The organism is Staphylococcus lloydii, assembly GCF_015775975.1.
GTDB lineage: Bacteria > Bacillota > Bacilli > Staphylococcales > Staphylococcaceae > Staphylococcus > Staphylococcus lloydii.
Genome location: NZ_CP064056.1, coordinates 111885 through 129093, shown reverse-complemented (window position 1 = coordinate 129093; position 17209 = coordinate 111885). Strand labels below are relative to the sequence as shown.

The following is a 17209-nucleotide window of genomic DNA, read 5'->3' as shown; positions in this document are numbered from 1 at the left end:
TTATGAATAATATAGTTTTTATAACTAGTAGATTAGATAAAAAACATGGTGGATTAACTGCTTCCATGTTAAATAAAGCCAGGATATTACATGAACAAAAAAATGTAACAACTACTATACTAACTTTTCATGCAGATGAGAATTTCGAGGAAGCTAGATGCTTGATTAATGATCGATATGACTTATGGGATAAAGCAGATATTTATAATATTAACGATTATTTTAGGGAAAGACATGTAAACTACCCGAATACAAAGTACACTATTAAAATAGACAATTATATTTCTGTAAAAATCAATGAGAGTACATTTGAATATTATAAAAATGGGATGAAAGAACTTGAAATACTTTATAATGGAAATCATATAAAAGAAGTTAAGCATTTTACTGAGAGTAATAATTGTTTCAGTAAAGATATTTTAGATAACAATGGATATTTATATATGAAAAACAATTATTTGAATGGTTACTTATCTAGACAGGTTTTTTATAGAAAAGATCAAACTTCTTTTTTAACTAGGGAATTTAATGCATTAAATAAGTCTAATCAAATTAAAAGTATAATACTTTTTGAAGAAGAAACAAAAAGATTCAGTAGTTTCAATCAATTCAAAAAATATTTTATAAATTTATTTATCAAAGAGCCTATTACTTATTTAGTTAGTGAAACTCGTGGTCAAGACCCAACATTATTAGAACTTGATAATCCTCTAGCTAAAAAAATATTTATGTCTCACAGCATTCACATTAGACCAGGAACAGATATAATTCGTACCGGAAATAGACCTGTTTTAAATAATTTAAATGCAGTTGATGCTTTAGTTTTATTAACTAAGAAACAAAAAAACGATATAATCAATAGATTTGGTTATAGAAATAACTATTATGTAATTCCTCATTCAATAGAATTACCTGTTATAAAAAAGAACAAAGTAAATAACAAAGTGGTTATAATAGCAAGGTTGCATTCTGAAAAAAGATTAGAGCATTGTATAAGAGCTTTTAAAGCCGTCGTAAAATCAATACCTGATGCAATCCTTCAAATATATGGCGACGGTGATGAAAAGAACAAACTTCAAATGTTAATTAATGAATTGCATTTAAATAAAAATGTTAAATTGGAAGGTTTTTCTACAAATGTCGATGAAATTTTACAATCAGCAGAATGTTCATTAAATACTTCCTATTACGAAGGCTTTCCATTGTCAATTCAAGAAAGTTTATCAAACGGTACACCTATAATTGCATATGATATAAAATATGGACCATCAGATATGATAGATCATGATAAGAATGGTTTTTTAGTAGAAGAAGGAAATATAGAAGACCTTTCAAAAATTATTATAAAATATTTAAGTAAATCTCGAGAACAAAAGGATCAATATTCAAATAATGCTATAGAAAAAGCTAAATTATACTCAAACAAAAGATTTTCTGATGAATGGTTTAATTTATTCGAAAGTCTCAATAAAGATTCTGTGAGATTTAACCCTTCAGCCAAATTGTTAAATGTAACGAATTCAAAACTCAACAAATTGAATTATAAAATAAATATAGACGTTAAATTAAATTCAATGGATCAAATTGACCCTATTTTTAAAGCGAATTTCTATCATAGGTCTACACTTAATGATTTAGAACAAAAAAAGCATGATACTTTGAACCCTAAAATAATATCAGTCAAAGATGATTTATATACTCTTCAAGTAAGCTTTGACGCAAAAAAATTTAAAGCAAAAGAAATTTATGATTTGAGCTTATCTATACAGTATGAGTCTCAATATTTTGATATTAGAATTGGTAATAATAGACAGGAAATTAATATAAACGCATTAAGCAATAAAAAATGCACACCATATTTTACTGAAAATCATGATAATCTTAGTTTTAAGTTATAAAAAGATTGGATTACCAGTAAATTTTGAATAATAAAAGATATATTTTTATAATATAAGTAATCTTTATTTATCAGGGGGAAATAAAATGAAAGCATTAGTCACTGGCGGGGCTGGTTTTATAGGGTCCCATATTGCAAAAAAATTAGTAGATAACAATATTGAAGTTCATATTATAGATAATTTATCTACGGGTAACTTAGAAAATATTCCTTTTATTCCAAAAAGTAATATTCACATAAAAGATATAACTGATCTTGAATATATTGAAAGTTTGTTTCAAAAATTTGAGTACACATATGTAATACATTTGGCTGCTATGGTAAGTGTGGTTGAAACAATAGAAAAACCAGTGCAATCTAATGAAGTTAATATAGATGCTTCTTTAAATTTGTTAAATTGTATTAAGGAATATAATCCGAATATACAAAAAGTTATTTTTGCTTCTTCAGCAGCAGTTTATGGTAAGCTAGATGGGTTGCCTAAATCAGTTGATTCGCCTATTAATCCTTTATCACCATATGCTATACAAAAATATGCTAGTGAACAATATACAAAAATGTATAATGATTTATATAATATACCTACTATATCTTTAAGATTTTTCAATATATATGGTCCGAGACAAAACCCTAAATCTGATTACTCTGGAGTACTTTCTATAATTAATCAAAAATTTATTGAAAATCAAAAATTTACATTTTTTGGAGATGGTGAACAAACCAGAGATTTTGTGTATATAAATGATTTAGTACAAGCATTTTGGCTAGTCTTGAATAATGATAACGTACATGGAGAAGTTTTTAATATCGGAACTGGAAAACAAACAACTTTAAATGAAGTGTTTGATGTTTTTCAAGAAAATTATAATTATACAATACCATATGAATATAAGGAAGAAAGACAAGGTGATATAAAATATTCATATGCTGATGTAACTAAACTACAAAAAATAGGATACTCTCCGCAATATACAATTAAAGAAGGCATAAGAGAGTATTTAAAATATAATGAAAGCACTTTAGATGAAAAGTGAATACTAAGATGTACCCAGCAAATAGAAAATTATTATAATGGACGGAATCTTTAATACAACAGTTCTTTTCAGAAATAGCATTTAACTTTAAAATGCTATTTTAGTAGTCAAATATAAGACGATTTGTAACAATGAACAAAATATAAAAACACACCAAACAATAATAAATTGTTTAGTGTGTTTTTTATATTTTATTAGTAATTTTTTTTGAGCATTTCATTAAAGGAATTCCGACCTATAATAAATTTTGAAAAAGGTAAATGCGATAATAACAGTGCAATACCTATACTAAAGCCAAGTGTGAATAAAATCATTAATGCTAAAAATATTAATGGTATGTCGACAAATGATGCAAGCCCTCTAGATAAATGTGCATTTATTAATGGATGAGACATATATATAAAAAATGATACTTCGCTAATAAATAATAATAAAGTTAATTTAAACTTCTCAAGAGACTGCATTGCATACAAAACAATTAAAAAGGTAAAAACTGTATATAACATGATATCAAACCTATTAGACTGAGCATATGTTACATCCATAAAATGATATATGCAAATAATTGGAATAGTTGATAAAATCCATAATCCAAAAAGAACCCATATATACTTTTTGACTAAATTCATTACATACTCATAGTTTACACCTAAATAATAACCAAATGTAAAATAAAAAAGCCAATAAGGAATGGCAGTTCTGGAGTAAACTGGATAAAAATCTATCCACCATTGTAAATAAGGATTATGTACATACGCTAGACATGAATGAGTAAAACTGATTAAAAAAGTTGTACCAAGTACAATTAAAGGATTAACTTTGTTTAAAAACTTATAGAACAAAGCATGTAATATATAAAACTGAAAAATAACAATTACAAACCAGCCATACCAGCTACCATGTAAAACATAAGTTGTAAATATTTCAATATAACTTCTAGATTCATTTGAACTTAAATAAATGTTTAATGAGAAAAAGGCACCAATCAAAATATAAGGTGTTAATATAAGCTTTATTCTTTTAATGAAAAAATTCTTAGGTAAACCGGTAGAATATCTCATTGATAATAATATTTCCGATAAAATTATAAACGATGGTGTAGCATATAATAATAATATTCTTAAAAATGAATTTAATGACCTACTAAATTCTGAAGTATTTGGATCATTAATTAATCCTGGAAACGAATGCAGTGCAACTATAGATATACAGAAAAAAGCCCTGGCATATGTAATCTCTATTTTCTTATTCAATTTATTCATCCTTTACATCAATTCTTAATTTAACCCCTTTATTTTACCATAAAAAATTATACTTATAATAAAATAATTATCTTTATATAATATTATAATTCATTAATGCAATTATTTTAATGAAAATTGGATACAGCATCTAAAATGAAATTGATTAGAGGTATTTTCGGTAACTTAACTGATTATATAAGAAGTGAAATTACAATAAGATGCGGGATTATGTTTATAAAGAGTTGGATGAAAAGTGTTTGAAAATAATAACTAGATTAACTTAGTACATAGTATACCTACTATTTTTAATTTTGAAATGTTATGAATTAAAATTTGGTAGTGTGCTTTTTTAGCAACTCATCTAACAAGGATAAATCTTATCAAATAACGCAGCAATTACGGTTTCAATATTATTTGGTGTTGTTCATTTATTTTCACTTCCCCCTCCAAACGGCTGAATATATATTTTTATTATTCATTAAGTCTAACAAGCTTATAGAAGTAAATAATATATCCTGAATAGTAAATTAATAACATTATATTAATGCTATTATCTTAATAATATTAACAAATTACTTAAAAGGAACGATTAACGATGAAGGTAAAATTATTTATGAATTTGAGAGGAATTAAATATCATGATAACTGTTAAAGACTTATCATTTTCATATAATACCAAGCAAGTTTTATTTAATATTAATTTTAAATTTGAAAAAGGAAATATTTATTGCTTAGTTGGGGAAAATGGCGCAGGTAAGACAACATTACTAGAAATTATTTTGAAATTAAAAAAAATACAAAAAGGACAAATTATTTTTGGTAAAACTGAAACTTTATCAAATTCAATATTAGAAAAAACAGGAGTCGTATTTCAAGAAAATGTATTGAGACCTAGGTTGAAAGTTAAGGAAGAAATAAATGCGTATATGGATTTATATAATGTTGAAAAAAATTGGGTGAACTACATAATTAATATATTTAAATTGGATGAGTTGTTAAACAAAATAGGAAATTCTTTAAGTGGCGGAGAACGAAGAAGAGTATTAATGGCGTTATCTTTTATAAATAAACCTGAGTATATAATACTTGATGAACCATTTACAGGGATAGATACAAAATTGAGAGATGAATTAAGAATATTTTTAGATGATTATGTTAGAGACAATAATGTGACAATCATTTTTAGTGAACATAATATATTAGAATGTCAAAAATATAATTATAATTTTATATTCATGTATGCCGGAAATTTTTTGTTAACAGGTAAACGAAAAGATATAAAAAGCACCTTATTAGCAATAGATTATGAATATACAGATTTGCAAGAGTTATATTTAGATATATGGGAAAGGAAAGAGTTAGTTGAAAAGCTTATTAAAAAATGAAGTGATGTCTTATATAAGAGAACCTTTTGCAACTTTTTTCAGTATCATATTGCCAATTTTATTAGTCTTTATTTATGGAGATGCATTTGGAAAATATAAGTATAATGAAGTTTTATCTGGGTATGATATGTCCATACTATTTAATGTTGTATTTTTATTAGGTAATTTAGGATTGATGGGTTTAGTAATGACAATAATTGAGAAAAGAATATCTAAAACATCTAAACGTGATCAAATCTTACCAATTAATAATTTTGATAGATTTATATTAAATGTTTTTTCTTCTTTTATATTGGCAATACTCATAACTGCTATTGTTGTTTTATTAAATTTTATGATTTACCCAGTTACTTTAAAATTCCACTTTTTATATTTACTTGTTTATGTAATTATATTATTTAATTTTTTTGCTATCGGTTATAATATTGCAACTTTAAATATATCTCCAAGAACAGCACAAGCTATAGGTATATTAGTCTTTTTTATTTGTTTATTTTTTTCAGGATTAGTTATACCATTCGATGATTCAAAACCAATATTAAGTGCTATTTCAATGTATTCCCCTTTTAGAACTTCTCTTGGCGTATTTACTGCTGTTGCAGATATAAATAATTTCACTTCATACTATAAACATTTTGTGGCAATTTTTATTTATACAGTGATTAATTTGGTATTAATTGTATCAAAAGGGAAATTTAAATTTAGTAAATAACTTAAAGATAAAAAGCCAAATGGAAATTGAAATCTATATTTTTAGAAACATCATGTCGATAGTCTACAAATATACCTTCTAAATAGTTCTCTTCAGTCTAACTCTTATTAAAATTAAAAAATGTTAATCCTTTTTACAACTAAACATTACAATTTTGTTCGTTTAATTCGTAAAATTGTTACCTCAAAAGCAATATAATCCGCATTTTTCTTACTATAATCACACTATAATCATAAAAGAAAGAGGGATAATAGTGGTTAAACAGAGAATTGTTGGATTAGATATTATTAGAGGATTAGCTATTTGCACAGTTATATTTGTTAATATGCATGAAGTCTTACCTATAATTGAAGGTACAAAGCCGACTTTTTCTGAGACTGACAAAACTATAAACTCATTTTTCAACATTTTTATAGATGAGAAATTTATTAGCTTATTTACAATGTTGTTTGGTATTGGCATGGGCATATTTATGAATAATGCTAAATATAAAAATTTATCTCCCCTTAAATTAATGTTTCGAAGATTACTATTTTTATTTGTTATAGGATTACCATTATTGCTTTATGAGTTACCATTTTCAGCTTATGCGTTTTATGGCTTTATCATTATGTTTGCCACATTAATCAAACGAAAGTGGATTATATTAGTACTCTCCCTTGTAGTACTGTTATATACTTCAACCAACATCGCTATATTTAATAGCAGTTCTTTAAATATAATGTTTCTAATGTTATTTGGTCTTTATTTAAGTGAAAGCAAAAAAATATATTATCTACAAAAAAACAAGAAATTTTTCTTAGTAACGTTAAGCATTTCCGTAATCATTATACTTATCTTAATCAGTTTACATCTATTAGGTATGTATGATGGACAACAAACACGGTCATTAGTAACACCTTTCCAATCTATTGTGTACTTTATCGTATTGCTTTATTTAACACTGTTAACACCCGTACAAAAATTATTAAAACCCTTTGAAAAAGTAGGAAAAATGGCATTTACATTATTTATTTTACAAGTATTGTTTATCATTATTACTTTAAAAATAACTGGCATTGATTACCCTAAACCTACAGAATCAATTCTTTACGGACTGCCTATATTATTGTTTTTAATAATTATTTCAACAACATGGTTAGCAAAATTTAAGCAAGGTCCATTAGAAAAATTATGGAGAAAATGGACTTACAAAAATGTAAGGTATGAGAAACATTCATTGAATGACTATCTTTAAAGCTTATCAAAAACGACCGCAAGTAATTATGATTACTTAAGGTCGTTTTTAATAATATTATTAAAATAAATATCCTTAACATAGATGCAACGATTAAAGATTTTGTATTACAAATTTTAATTCATTCTAATTATCCATCTAATTTAGCCAAATAACTGCGATTTCTATAGATTCTTATTTTGATAATAATTTAGTTTATCTTTCAGAATCTTCACATCAGATTTTAAATCTAATTCATGCACTTTTCTGTGACAATTAGGGTCTAAAGCAACAGCATTATCTATACTATCTTTCCCGCCGTTAGCTAGCCAGTCTACATGGTGGCATTCAAGATATGCTCGTCCACTTCGATCATTAAAGGGAGCTGGTTCACTACATAAATCACAGTAACCATTAGCTCTATTTTTTACATGTGCAGCTACATGAATATTTCTGGCATATACTTTAGTAACAGCTTCCTTTCGTCCAATATGTTTCGCCTGTATAGCACGTTCATAGATATCATTATCACTAAGTTTATCTAATTGTTTCTCCTGTTCTCTATATTTCTCTTCCGAAATATTTCCTGGGATATAATATTCACTATTATTAAAAGTTAGTGGGAAGATCCAAACTGTTCTATCATTTTGTTCTGCAGTGTAAGGTTCATCTGACAACTTCACTTCTCCACGGAATATATGTTCATTCGAAATATATGATTCAAACAGATATACTTTGATACTTAAATCCTCAGAATGATTTAAAATCTTATTTTGACCATGATCAATATCTTGATCACCTTTTTGTCCCATACCCGTGTAATGCAGTGTTTCATTTCCTGCATCATCTATAACTGTATAATCTTGATAAACATCATTTGTATGATTCGAGAATAATACTAGTGTATTAGTTAAATGAGAACGTCTCATCCCTCCCTGCTGTGAACATTTGAAGACATCACTGATTGTATTATTGTCATACTTCTTATCAATTATTAGATTATCAATTGCTTCTGTTATATTTTTATGCCAATTCTTTACTTGTTCTATATCAAAGAACTCTCCATTTTGCTCTTTAACTATTGGCATTCCAGCTTCTTTCCACTTACGAAACGTGTCGCCCTCTATTCTTAATGATTGTATTAGATCTTTTTTCTTTAATAATTTACTCATAATACTTTCCCCTTATCTCTATATCTATTGCTTTAACATTATCACATTGTCAGGTTCTATTAGTTCCTTTTTTACATAAAAAAAAGATATAACTAAATCAATAGTTATTTCCATTCAAAAATTCAGGTTGAAGAAGCAAGGCACGAGATGATATAAAATTTTAATTGTACAAACACACATTCAATAAACTTTAAATTGAATAAAGACAACAATCTCTATTCAATTTGATTAGCATGATTGTTGTCCTTTTAATAACTTTTTGCTTTTTTAACGAGCTTTTTCTATTTCCAATTCTTCTCAAACAACTAGTATATTATAGTAAAGTAAATTATTCTTCTGAATCTGATAGTACTTACTCTTTGTATATACTAATGTAACAATAACTAACACTTAAATGGTAACCATTTGGAGAGTTATTGTCGAAAATGCTTTATTTTAAATCAAAAAGTTTCAAATACAAATTATTAAAATGGGATATTTTGAACTTCAGAAAGTATATACTTTGATAAATCAAATGTTAAATTTCCATCCTCATTATTAAGAACCTCACCATTCCACCTATGAGGTAATCCACTTTCAACAATTAGCTCTAATCCACCATTTGCATATTCATCTATTATATTTTTAATTTTCATTTTATTATTTAAATTTACAATTTCATCAATATTATTATCTATTTCACTATCAGCAAAGACCATATTAAGTAATAATGCTTCTTCTTTATATGATAAGTAACTAGTTCTTGTTTCTTTACCTTTATTTGCTATTTGAACCCGTTTTGAATTTTTAAATCCTACTGCTGCAGCCAGTATATATAATTGTTTAATTTCTATTTTGTTTTTGGCTTCTTTTTTGTTAAAAGTATCAAAAACATCATTATATTTACTGTCGGTAAAAAATATCATTTGATTATCTTTTAATATACCCATTTAAAACCCTCCTCTAGTAGACATTGTTTCATTTAAATCTACGGCTTCAATTTCAGAATGGTGTATGTCTAATTGGTTTATTCTATACCATCTCCCTAAACGATTCGTGGATTTAAATACTTTTTCTTCACTTGGAGTTAATTCAGTATCTGTAACAAGTAGTATCCACTGTGCTGTTAGATTTGGTATTTTTTCAATTAAATTATCTCTGTTCATTCCGCTCAATCTATTAAAAGGAGAATCCATAAACAGTGGGTAGTCAATTTTATCAACAGAATCCTCTCTAACTGCTAATTTAGCTAATGCAGTTATAAAAGAAAGGGAAAGTATTTGTCTCTGTCCTTGTGAAATATCTTGAGTAATTTTATATCCATTATTATTAAGAGCAACAATTTGGAAATGTGCATCTATTTCAACATTATTAATAACCTCGATATCTTTTTTATCAATTAACTTTTTAAAAATGTCAGAAGTATATTTACCTAGTAAGCTCCTTACATCCTCACTAAATGTTTTTGAAATATCTTTTAATTCATGTTCCAATGCTACCAACATTTGTAACTGTGATTGATCAAATTCATTTCTGCTTTCCTTTTTCAAAAGTTCTTGATATTGTTTTTCAAGTTTTTCTTTTTCCACATCTAATTCTTCAAGTTTATTTTCTTTAAGTGCAATTTCTCTAATGGCATTTTCTTTTTTGTCTTCCTCTTGTTCTATCATGCTTTGAATATCCGCTAAATCCACAGAATTTTTAGCTGAGTTAGCAATATCATCTTTCAAGTCTTTAATAGCATCTACTTCTTTTGAAATTTGGCTACTCAAATTTTTATAACTCTTTAAATTACTATTAAAATCTTGTTCACTTTTTTTATGCCCATCTAAACTATCTTGAGCTTCTTTCAATAAATTTCTAGCTAGTTCATAGGACTCAGAATGTTTGTATGTTTCTAGTAAAGATTCAATGTATTTCTTGTTTTGTTCATGTTCTTTTAAATCATTGTCACAGACAATACATTTATCATTTAATAATGATAAATTTAAAATTTCTTTAGGTATACTTACTTTATTATCACCTAGAAAATTATCAAAATAATTTTTATTCTCATCTAGAAAACCTTCTACTAATAAAGATGGCCCTACCTCAAATAAACTACGACTTAGTTGTGTCTTATTATTTTCTAATTGCGTTTGTAATAATTCTATTTGATCTTCTTTTTCTTTAATTCTATTTTTAGTTTCAACAATATGTTTATTTTTTTCTAATGTTAATGAATGCTTTGCGATCATTTCATCCATTACTTGTTTATCATCATCTAGTTTAACTAACATGCTTTTGATTTCATCTGACTCTAAATCGATATCACTCATTTTTTTTGATATTTGGTTTGCGTTACCATCTTTCATATCTTCAGACAGGCGATGACGAACAACTTTACTAATATCCTTCACAAATGTTTTAGCAGTTTCAATTTTATCTAGCTGTAGCAAACTAAATATTGCACTTTTAACTTCTTTTCTCACGTTAGAATCTGCTTTTGCTATTGTATCTATTTTTTCAGCATCAAATAAAAAGAAGTCTTTAATATCTTCATTAATAATTTTATTTATTTTTATATTAATTTCTTGTTTATCAGTTAATGCATTAGCTTTGACATTCCCTGTTTTTGCATCAATTTCGAGAAGACTGACATCCCCTTCTTGTTCTTGAATTGAATTTGAAGATATTTTTATAGCCTTCATTACTCTTTTAATTTCATAAACATTATTTTCATGCTCAAATTTTAATGTAACGGAAGACTGAGCTGGTCCCGAAGTATCATCAATAATCTTAAAATTTGTCAAATGTATATTTTCATTAGCTGTATCTTGAGAAATTTTCTTTGAACCAAATAACACAAACATAATAGCTCTATATATACCTGTTTTTCCTTTACCATTTTCCCCAAACAGAATAGTAGTGTTTTGATCACCTTGATATGCAAAATCAATAGACTGTTTACCATAATATTGTCTAAAATTTTCTAAATCCATCCTAATAAGTTTCATATCACTGTTCATCTCTTTCTTTAATAAATTCGCTTAATTGTTTTTTGAACTTATCTTTCGCTAATGTTTCTTCTGTGCTTGTATTCGCACTTGCTAAATCATTAAGCAATGGTCTTAATAATGTTTCATACTCATCGTCCAAATTTGATAATCTTTTACTTAATTCATTATTTAATGCTGTCATTATCATACAACTCCTTCGTTTCTTTATATACATCCCATGGTTTTTTATACATTAAGTGTGTTAGATTATAATCTTCTAATACTTTACTCATCTCTATTTTATTTTGTGTTGTATTTATAGCACTATCATTAAATTCAGAAAATCTAGGCAATTCTTTTACTGCAATTTTATAAAAATCGTCATAAGTTAACCCAATTGGTAAAACAATATAATCATGTATTACCGCAAAAGATTTTCCTTTATGATTTCGAAGAATTCGTCCTCGTCTTTGTACTAATTCTCTAGGGTTAGATGTACTTGCTAAAAAATAAGCTGTTTTAGTTGCCGGCACATCTACACCCTCATCTAAACATTTAATAGCAACTAAAACCTGAATTTGTGCTTGTTCAAACATAGTTAGCAACTTTTCTCTATCCTTGTTATTAACATCCGAATTAAATTTAGAAACTTTAACACCTAGATCTGAAATTGATTTCACAATCATTTCTATGTCACCAGGTGCACAATAAACTAGTGTATGAGAGATTTTATCAAGGTCCTCTGTTTTAAAATCTTGCAAGAAAACTTTTATCTTATTTCTAGCTTTATTGATTAAATTAGACCTTTTTCTAAATAAACCTTCTAATTTTTCTTTGGTATCAATGTCATCTTTATTTAAATGATTAATAATTTGTTGTGTAATTTTATTATATTCCAGCATTTCTGATTCATTAAATTCAACAAGATGTGGATAATAATCATATTTTGTTAATTTTTCATTACTAATAGCTTGATCTAGAGTATATTCATAGACTACTTCTCCAATTGATTTTTTCATATAAGAGGTACCTTCTTCATCCCACCAACGATCTGGCGTTGCTGACAGACCTAGTCGAGCTTTGAATTTCTCAAATGGGAAATCTTTGAATCCTTTAAAAGTTATGTAATGACATTCGTCTGTAATCAGCATTGCTGAATTGTTCAATTTTCTAAATAGATTTTTAAAATGAGATGATGTTGCAGTTTTATAAGTAGTCACTACTACAAATTGATCAATAAGTCCTAAATTATACTCTTGAACCATTTCTTTCGCTTTATTTATCCATGAAGATTGAGATCCCATACATTTAACTACATCTGTTCCTAAAATAAAATTAATATCTTTTTCCCATTGGTTCACTAAATGCTGAAATGGAACTACTATAACAGTCACACAAGTTTTTACTGTTTCATTAAAATCTTTTGCTGCTAATAGACTAGTTATAGTTTTACCTGTTCCTGTAGCCATTTCTAATATCCCTTTGTATCCTGCTGTTTTCCAGCTATTGATTGCTTCTTTTTGATATTTTCTAGGTTCAATCCTTCTTTCATTTGCTTCTAATTCTTTATTTTTTAAGGCAAGCGGCGGTACTGAAGATTTGTATTCAATCATTTTTTTTCTTATAGTTTCTGGTAAATTTATTACTTTTAATTCATTAGTTTCATTTGCCCATAATTTTTCGAAATCCACTATTGCATTATCAATTCTATGTTTATCTTGCTTATTTGAATAAACATCTATTTTTTCAAAATTTTGACTCAATCCATTATATGTTTCATTAGCAGAACCTGAAAATGCAATTGAATTATTATTTTGATCAGTAAAAATCCCAAATTTTTCGTGATATATTGAGCCATTAGTAGTAAACGCAATTTTAATATCTAATTGCCCTCGATAAATTAACCAAGATAAAACATTAAGCGTGTCATCTTCAATAGTTTTATAACTTAATTCAATTTCTTTTAATAAACGTCTTTCAATTACACTTTCTCGTGCAGCATGACCTTTTTCAATGGCCTCAATATCTTCTTGAGACAAGTTAGGATTAGCTACAATTCTAATTTGACCACCATTAAATAGAAATACGTCTAAACCCTCGGCTAATAATTTCAAACTTTCACTTGTAAAATATCCTGACGCCCTATCATATTTAATTGCATTATTTAAACAAGGCTTATAAAAATGTTCAAATAAATTATCATGACTCGACCTATATTGTAATTTAAACGTTAAACTATCGAACATCTATACACCTCCTTCATTTAAGTAAAAAAAACCTACATTATCAAAAGTAAAATAATCACTTTCTTTAAGTGTGAAATATATTTGATCTGAATTTTGATTGATTAATTCATAACTTTTTAAAAATAATAATAAATTTTCTTCATTATATATATCTTTAAATTCTTCTTTAACAATTTTATATACAAATTCAGCATAAGAATTAAACCTTTCAACTGTGATAATTGGTAATTCATAGGTTGAACCATAATAAGCTTCAAGCAAATGATAACCATTTGTTTTTGCAACATTTGCTATGATTTCAGGAGTAACCATAAGTGAATCATCAAGTTCTATATCTATATCTTGAAGTTGCGACTTATTAATGTATGTTTTATCTTCGAACTTGCACTTTAGTATTTCCAATATTTTTCTTTCAACATCTAATGGAAAACTAAATTTTTCAAGATTCAGAAAATGGTCATTATTATAAGGTATAATTTTATTTTTTTCTATTAATATTTCTTTCGCTTTATAATAACGTTGTTCAGAATATCCTTTTTCAACAACAAAATCGCGTAACGTTTTAAAAGTCGTGATTTTAGGTAATTTAAATACCATAATATCTTCGATATTTCTATATTCGGAATATTTACTATATAAGAACTGGGAATATCCATGCATAAACATGAACTTAGATTTTACAAATTGCGCAAAACTATGAAGATCATTAATATTATATCTATTTATCAATACAGATAACTTGTCATCAAAAGCAACTTTCATATACAAGTCAGCAGTAATTATATATCCATTTTTTATTTCATTATTCACTAAATTATATAGGGCTTGATATTGTACTTCTTCCTCTATACCACTAATTTGAACAATTTCTTGGTTACCATTTACTATGACATCGCCAAGCCTCGGAATCATTTGTTCTAATTTGTTTCTCTTCCATTTTAGATCTTTTATTACTTCATCAATCTTTACAGGCGAATTTCCCCTTAGATAACTGCTCAATATATCTTCTGCAGTTAAATTATTAGAATCTTTTGGATAAATATAAAGTGTGTTTTGATGTCCAACTTTAAAGTCTTCTGAATAAAAATTTTTGATTATGGAATACAAATGGGAATAAGAATAGACATTGTTCTCTTGCATTAATTTTGAATTATACTTATAAATTACTCTAGGATCCGCATACTTACCTTGTGTAAGTTCTTCATTTACAAGTTGTTTAATTTCAACTAAAAACTCCCCATCAATATCTTCAAAATCTTCATATTTATAAGCATTTCTATCTATTAAAATGACATTTTTAGCATCAGCCACTCTTGAAAATAATGCTCTTGAATTAGAATTAATTTCCTTATCAAACAAAGTTTCGACTTGATGTTTTAAGGCTTCATATCCTTCATCATTATTTATAAATATTTTATCTTTGTTTAAATACATAACATACTCTAAGGCTGCTACAATTGTTATATTGGATTGAACAAAATTTTTATTCACTAATTTATAATTAAATTCATTCAACCATTTTGTAGCAAATTCCATGTTTTCTTCATAGATATATTCTAATTCATTCAAAGGTATTACCAAACTGCCATTTGAAACATACCATTCTATTTCATTTTTCATATTTCTATATAATCTATGTGAAATCAAAAGCATATATTCATCGTTTACTAAATATTTCGAATTTTCTTCTAATAAAACAGCAATTATAAAGCTATATTCTAATTCTATACTTAAATATTTTATAATTTGTGATAGTTGAATAATAGATTTCTTTCTAAATTTAAACAAAATGAAATTTATCATTTTACTAAGTTCACTAGAACCTTTCAGATTGCGTTTAGCTTTTACTTCTATTTGTCTTACTCTTTCTCTCGTAACATTAATTTCTTTCGCTATTTCTTCTAAAGTTTTACCTTTATTTCTATTTCTAAGCACTTTTAATTCTCTTTCAGATACAGATTTTAAAATCTCATTCTTAATTTTTGTAAAATCAGGTAATTTCTCTATAAATTCTAAAAGTATCTCAATAATAGCTTTATCATAAAATTCTATTCCTAACTCGTTTACCAATCTCGTTTCATTTAAAAATATATCTGATAACTCATAAAAATTTATAATGTCAGAAATAGGCATATCCTTAATATACATATAATTGACATGATTTTTTAATTCTGTCAATTTAGTATTAAAATTTAATAAATAATGGTCATGTTGTACATTGTTATTTTCGAAAATATCCCATATCACACTTTGTCCATACACATAGGGCCTTTTCGATAATAAATTATCTTCACTAAAATACATATCCATAAACTTCAAATAACTTTTATTATAACTACTTAATAGTTCATCTAATTCTTTATTGTGAAAATTGTATTTTAAAATACTATCATTTTTTATTAATTCTTTTTCAACACAGTATTGGTGTATTTTTTTCCATGTTTTCTTTCTAGTACCTTTTGCATTTTTATATTCTGCCAAGGCTTCATCAATTTCATTAATGGTATAGTCTTTATATTTACAATATTTAATAAAGTGAGAAAATAATTGATTAGGAACATAGTTAGATATATCAAGATCATTATGTGACCTTTTTTCAATAACTTCCTCTTGCTTATAAATTAATTCAAATCCATATTCTTTTAATTTTGACATAAATAACTCTTTTCGTTCGGGTATTATAAATTTATCAAAACCATTAACTGGTACATAATTAAAAAATTCATCTGAATTTATTTTTAAATCAACCACTATTTGTGTTAATCCAAAAAGTTCGAAAGGAAAAGATTTATATCTATCTTTATTATCATTAATGCTAATATATGGGTAAACGTTGTATTCTATACCTTTTAAAAAATTATTTTGCAATTCTTCTCTAAACCCAATGCCTCTAATATGTAATTCTTTCCGAAATTGATTCAACATATTTTTATCTTGTTTATATAGCTCCCTCATATTGTCTATTACCTTATCATTAAAGTATTTAGACATATAGAAGCTGTGCTTTTTAACCTCATCCAAATCAAAATAATCAGGAAAATAAAATATGATCTACACACCCCTTTTTAAAGAGTAGAAATACTATTTTTTTATAAAACAGTTCAAACTATACATTTATAATAATACACCGTGCAATATATTTCTAGATATATTAATGTAAAATTTTCATTTCATATACTATTTATTGTCATTATCAATTATTTATATAAGATTTAGTATATATAAATAATTGATAATCTTACTATATTTTCATTCGAGGCAATTTTTAATTATGTTTAGCACCAAACTAAGTTAATATTAGAATAGTTAATAATAAAATACTTTTACTACATGAAGGAGAGATTAA

General features: G+C 26.2%; 12 protein-coding genes. 5 read left to right on the top strand and 7 right to left on the bottom strand.

Features of this window, described 5'->3' with window-relative positions; genetic code table 11:
- The first annotated feature begins 2 nt into the window (after positions 1–2).
- Together ISP08_RS00580 and ISP08_RS00575 are read left to right on the top strand one after the other, a co-directional pair.
- Entirely contained in the window at positions 3–1898 is a 1896-nt protein-coding gene (locus ISP08_RS00580; protein ID WP_195718950.1) for a glycosyltransferase, read from the top strand.
- 85 nt (positions 1899–1983) lie between these two features.
- On the top strand, positions 1984–2931 hold the full coding sequence (locus ISP08_RS00575) for an NAD-dependent epimerase/dehydratase family protein (RefSeq protein WP_195718949.1): 948 nt from the start codon (positions 1984–1986) through the stop codon (positions 2929–2931).
- A 194-nt stretch (positions 2932–3125) separates the two neighbouring features.
- Here the strand turns inward: ISP08_RS00575 and ISP08_RS00570 are convergent, their stop codons facing one another.
- Positions 3126–4193 carry an acyltransferase family protein gene (locus ISP08_RS00570; protein ID WP_244138704.1) on the bottom strand — a complete coding sequence of 356 codons (1068 nt, stop codon included), beginning with the start codon at positions 4191–4193 and terminating at the stop codon, positions 3126–3128.
- 620 nt (positions 4194–4813) lie between these two features.
- Here ISP08_RS00570 and ISP08_RS00565 point away from each other — a divergent pair.
- The 3 genes from ISP08_RS00565 (at position 4814) to ISP08_RS00555 (ending at position 7509) form a co-directional block, all read left to right on the top strand.
- Complete coding sequence (locus ISP08_RS00565) at positions 4814–5560, top strand: ATP-binding cassette domain-containing protein (protein WP_195718947.1); 747 nt, start codon at positions 4814–4816, stop codon at positions 5558–5560.
- The gene (locus ISP08_RS00560) at positions 5538–6272 is read left to right on the top strand and encodes an ABC transporter permease (RefSeq protein ID WP_195718946.1); all 735 of its coding nucleotides are present in this window, start codon (positions 5538–5540) and stop codon (positions 6270–6272) included. Before ISP08_RS00565 ends, ISP08_RS00560 begins: the two co-directional genes overlap by 23 nt.
- A gap of 253 nt (positions 6273–6525) precedes the next feature.
- On the top strand, positions 6526–7509 hold the full coding sequence (locus ISP08_RS00555) for a DUF418 domain-containing protein (RefSeq protein ID WP_195718945.1): 984 nt from the start codon (positions 6526–6528) through the stop codon (positions 7507–7509).
- A 164-nt stretch (positions 7510–7673) separates the two neighbouring features.
- On the opposite strand, the gene ISP08_RS00550 is transcribed toward ISP08_RS00555, so the two are convergent.
- From ISP08_RS00550 to ISP08_RS00525, 6 genes are all read right to left on the bottom strand, one after another.
- On the bottom strand, positions 7674–8660 hold the full coding sequence (locus ISP08_RS00550; RefSeq protein ID WP_195718944.1) for an HNH endonuclease: 987 nt from the start codon (positions 8658–8660) through the stop codon (positions 7674–7676).
- Positions 8661–9124: 464 nt separating this feature from the next.
- Positions 9125–9589: a hypothetical protein gene (locus ISP08_RS00545; protein WP_195718943.1), complete on the bottom strand. Its 465-nt coding sequence runs from the start codon at positions 9587–9589 to the stop codon at positions 9125–9127.
- Positions 9590–11635, bottom strand: coding sequence for an AAA family ATPase (locus ISP08_RS00540; protein WP_208456867.1), 2046 nt, complete (start codon positions 11633–11635; stop codon positions 9590–9592).
- Between the two features lies 1 nt (position 11636).
- On the bottom strand, positions 11637–11819 hold the full coding sequence (locus ISP08_RS00535; RefSeq protein WP_195718941.1) for a hypothetical protein: 183 nt from the start codon (positions 11817–11819) through the stop codon (positions 11637–11639).
- Entirely contained in the window at positions 11803–13863 is a 2061-nt protein-coding gene (locus ISP08_RS00530; protein ID WP_195718940.1) for a DEAD/DEAH box helicase family protein, read from the bottom strand. The genes ISP08_RS00535 and ISP08_RS00530 overlap by 17 nt, the downstream gene beginning before the upstream one ends.
- Complete coding sequence (locus ISP08_RS00525; RefSeq protein WP_195718939.1) at positions 13864–16884, bottom strand: sigma factor-like helix-turn-helix DNA-binding protein; 3021 nt, start codon at positions 16882–16884, stop codon at positions 13864–13866.
- Positions 16885–17209 lie beyond the last annotated feature (325 nt).

Bases quoted from the DNA above. Each gene is read 5' to 3' on its own strand.
- ISP08_RS00540 (WP_208456867.1), bottom strand. From the start codon at position 11,635: ATGAAACTTATTAGGATGGATTTAGAAAATTTTAGACAATATTATGGT.
- ISP08_RS00570 (WP_244138704.1), bottom strand. From the start codon at position 4,193: ATGAATAAATTGAATAAGAAAATAGAGATTACATATGCCAGGGCTTTT.
- ISP08_RS00530 (WP_195718940.1), bottom strand. From the start codon at position 13,863: ATGTTCGATAGTTTAACGTTTAAATTACAATATAGGTCGAGTCATGAT.
- ISP08_RS00575 (WP_195718949.1), top strand. From the start codon at position 1,984: ATGAAAGCATTAGTCACTGGCGGGGCTGGTTTTATAGGGTCCCATATT.
- ISP08_RS00580 (WP_195718950.1), top strand. From the start codon at position 3: ATGAATAATATAGTTTTTATAACTAGTAGATTAGATAAAAAACATGGT.
- ISP08_RS00535 (WP_195718941.1), bottom strand. From the start codon at position 11,819: ATGACAGCATTAAATAATGAATTAAGTAAAAGATTATCAAATTTGGAC.
- ISP08_RS00565 (WP_195718947.1), top strand. From the start codon at position 4,814: ATGATAACTGTTAAAGACTTATCATTTTCATATAATACCAAGCAAGTT.
- ISP08_RS00545 (WP_195718943.1), bottom strand. From the start codon at position 9,589: ATGGGTATATTAAAAGATAATCAAATGATATTTTTTACCGACAGTAAA.
- ISP08_RS00550 (WP_195718944.1), bottom strand. From the start codon at position 8,660: ATGAGTAAATTATTAAAGAAAAAAGATCTAATACAATCATTAAGAATA.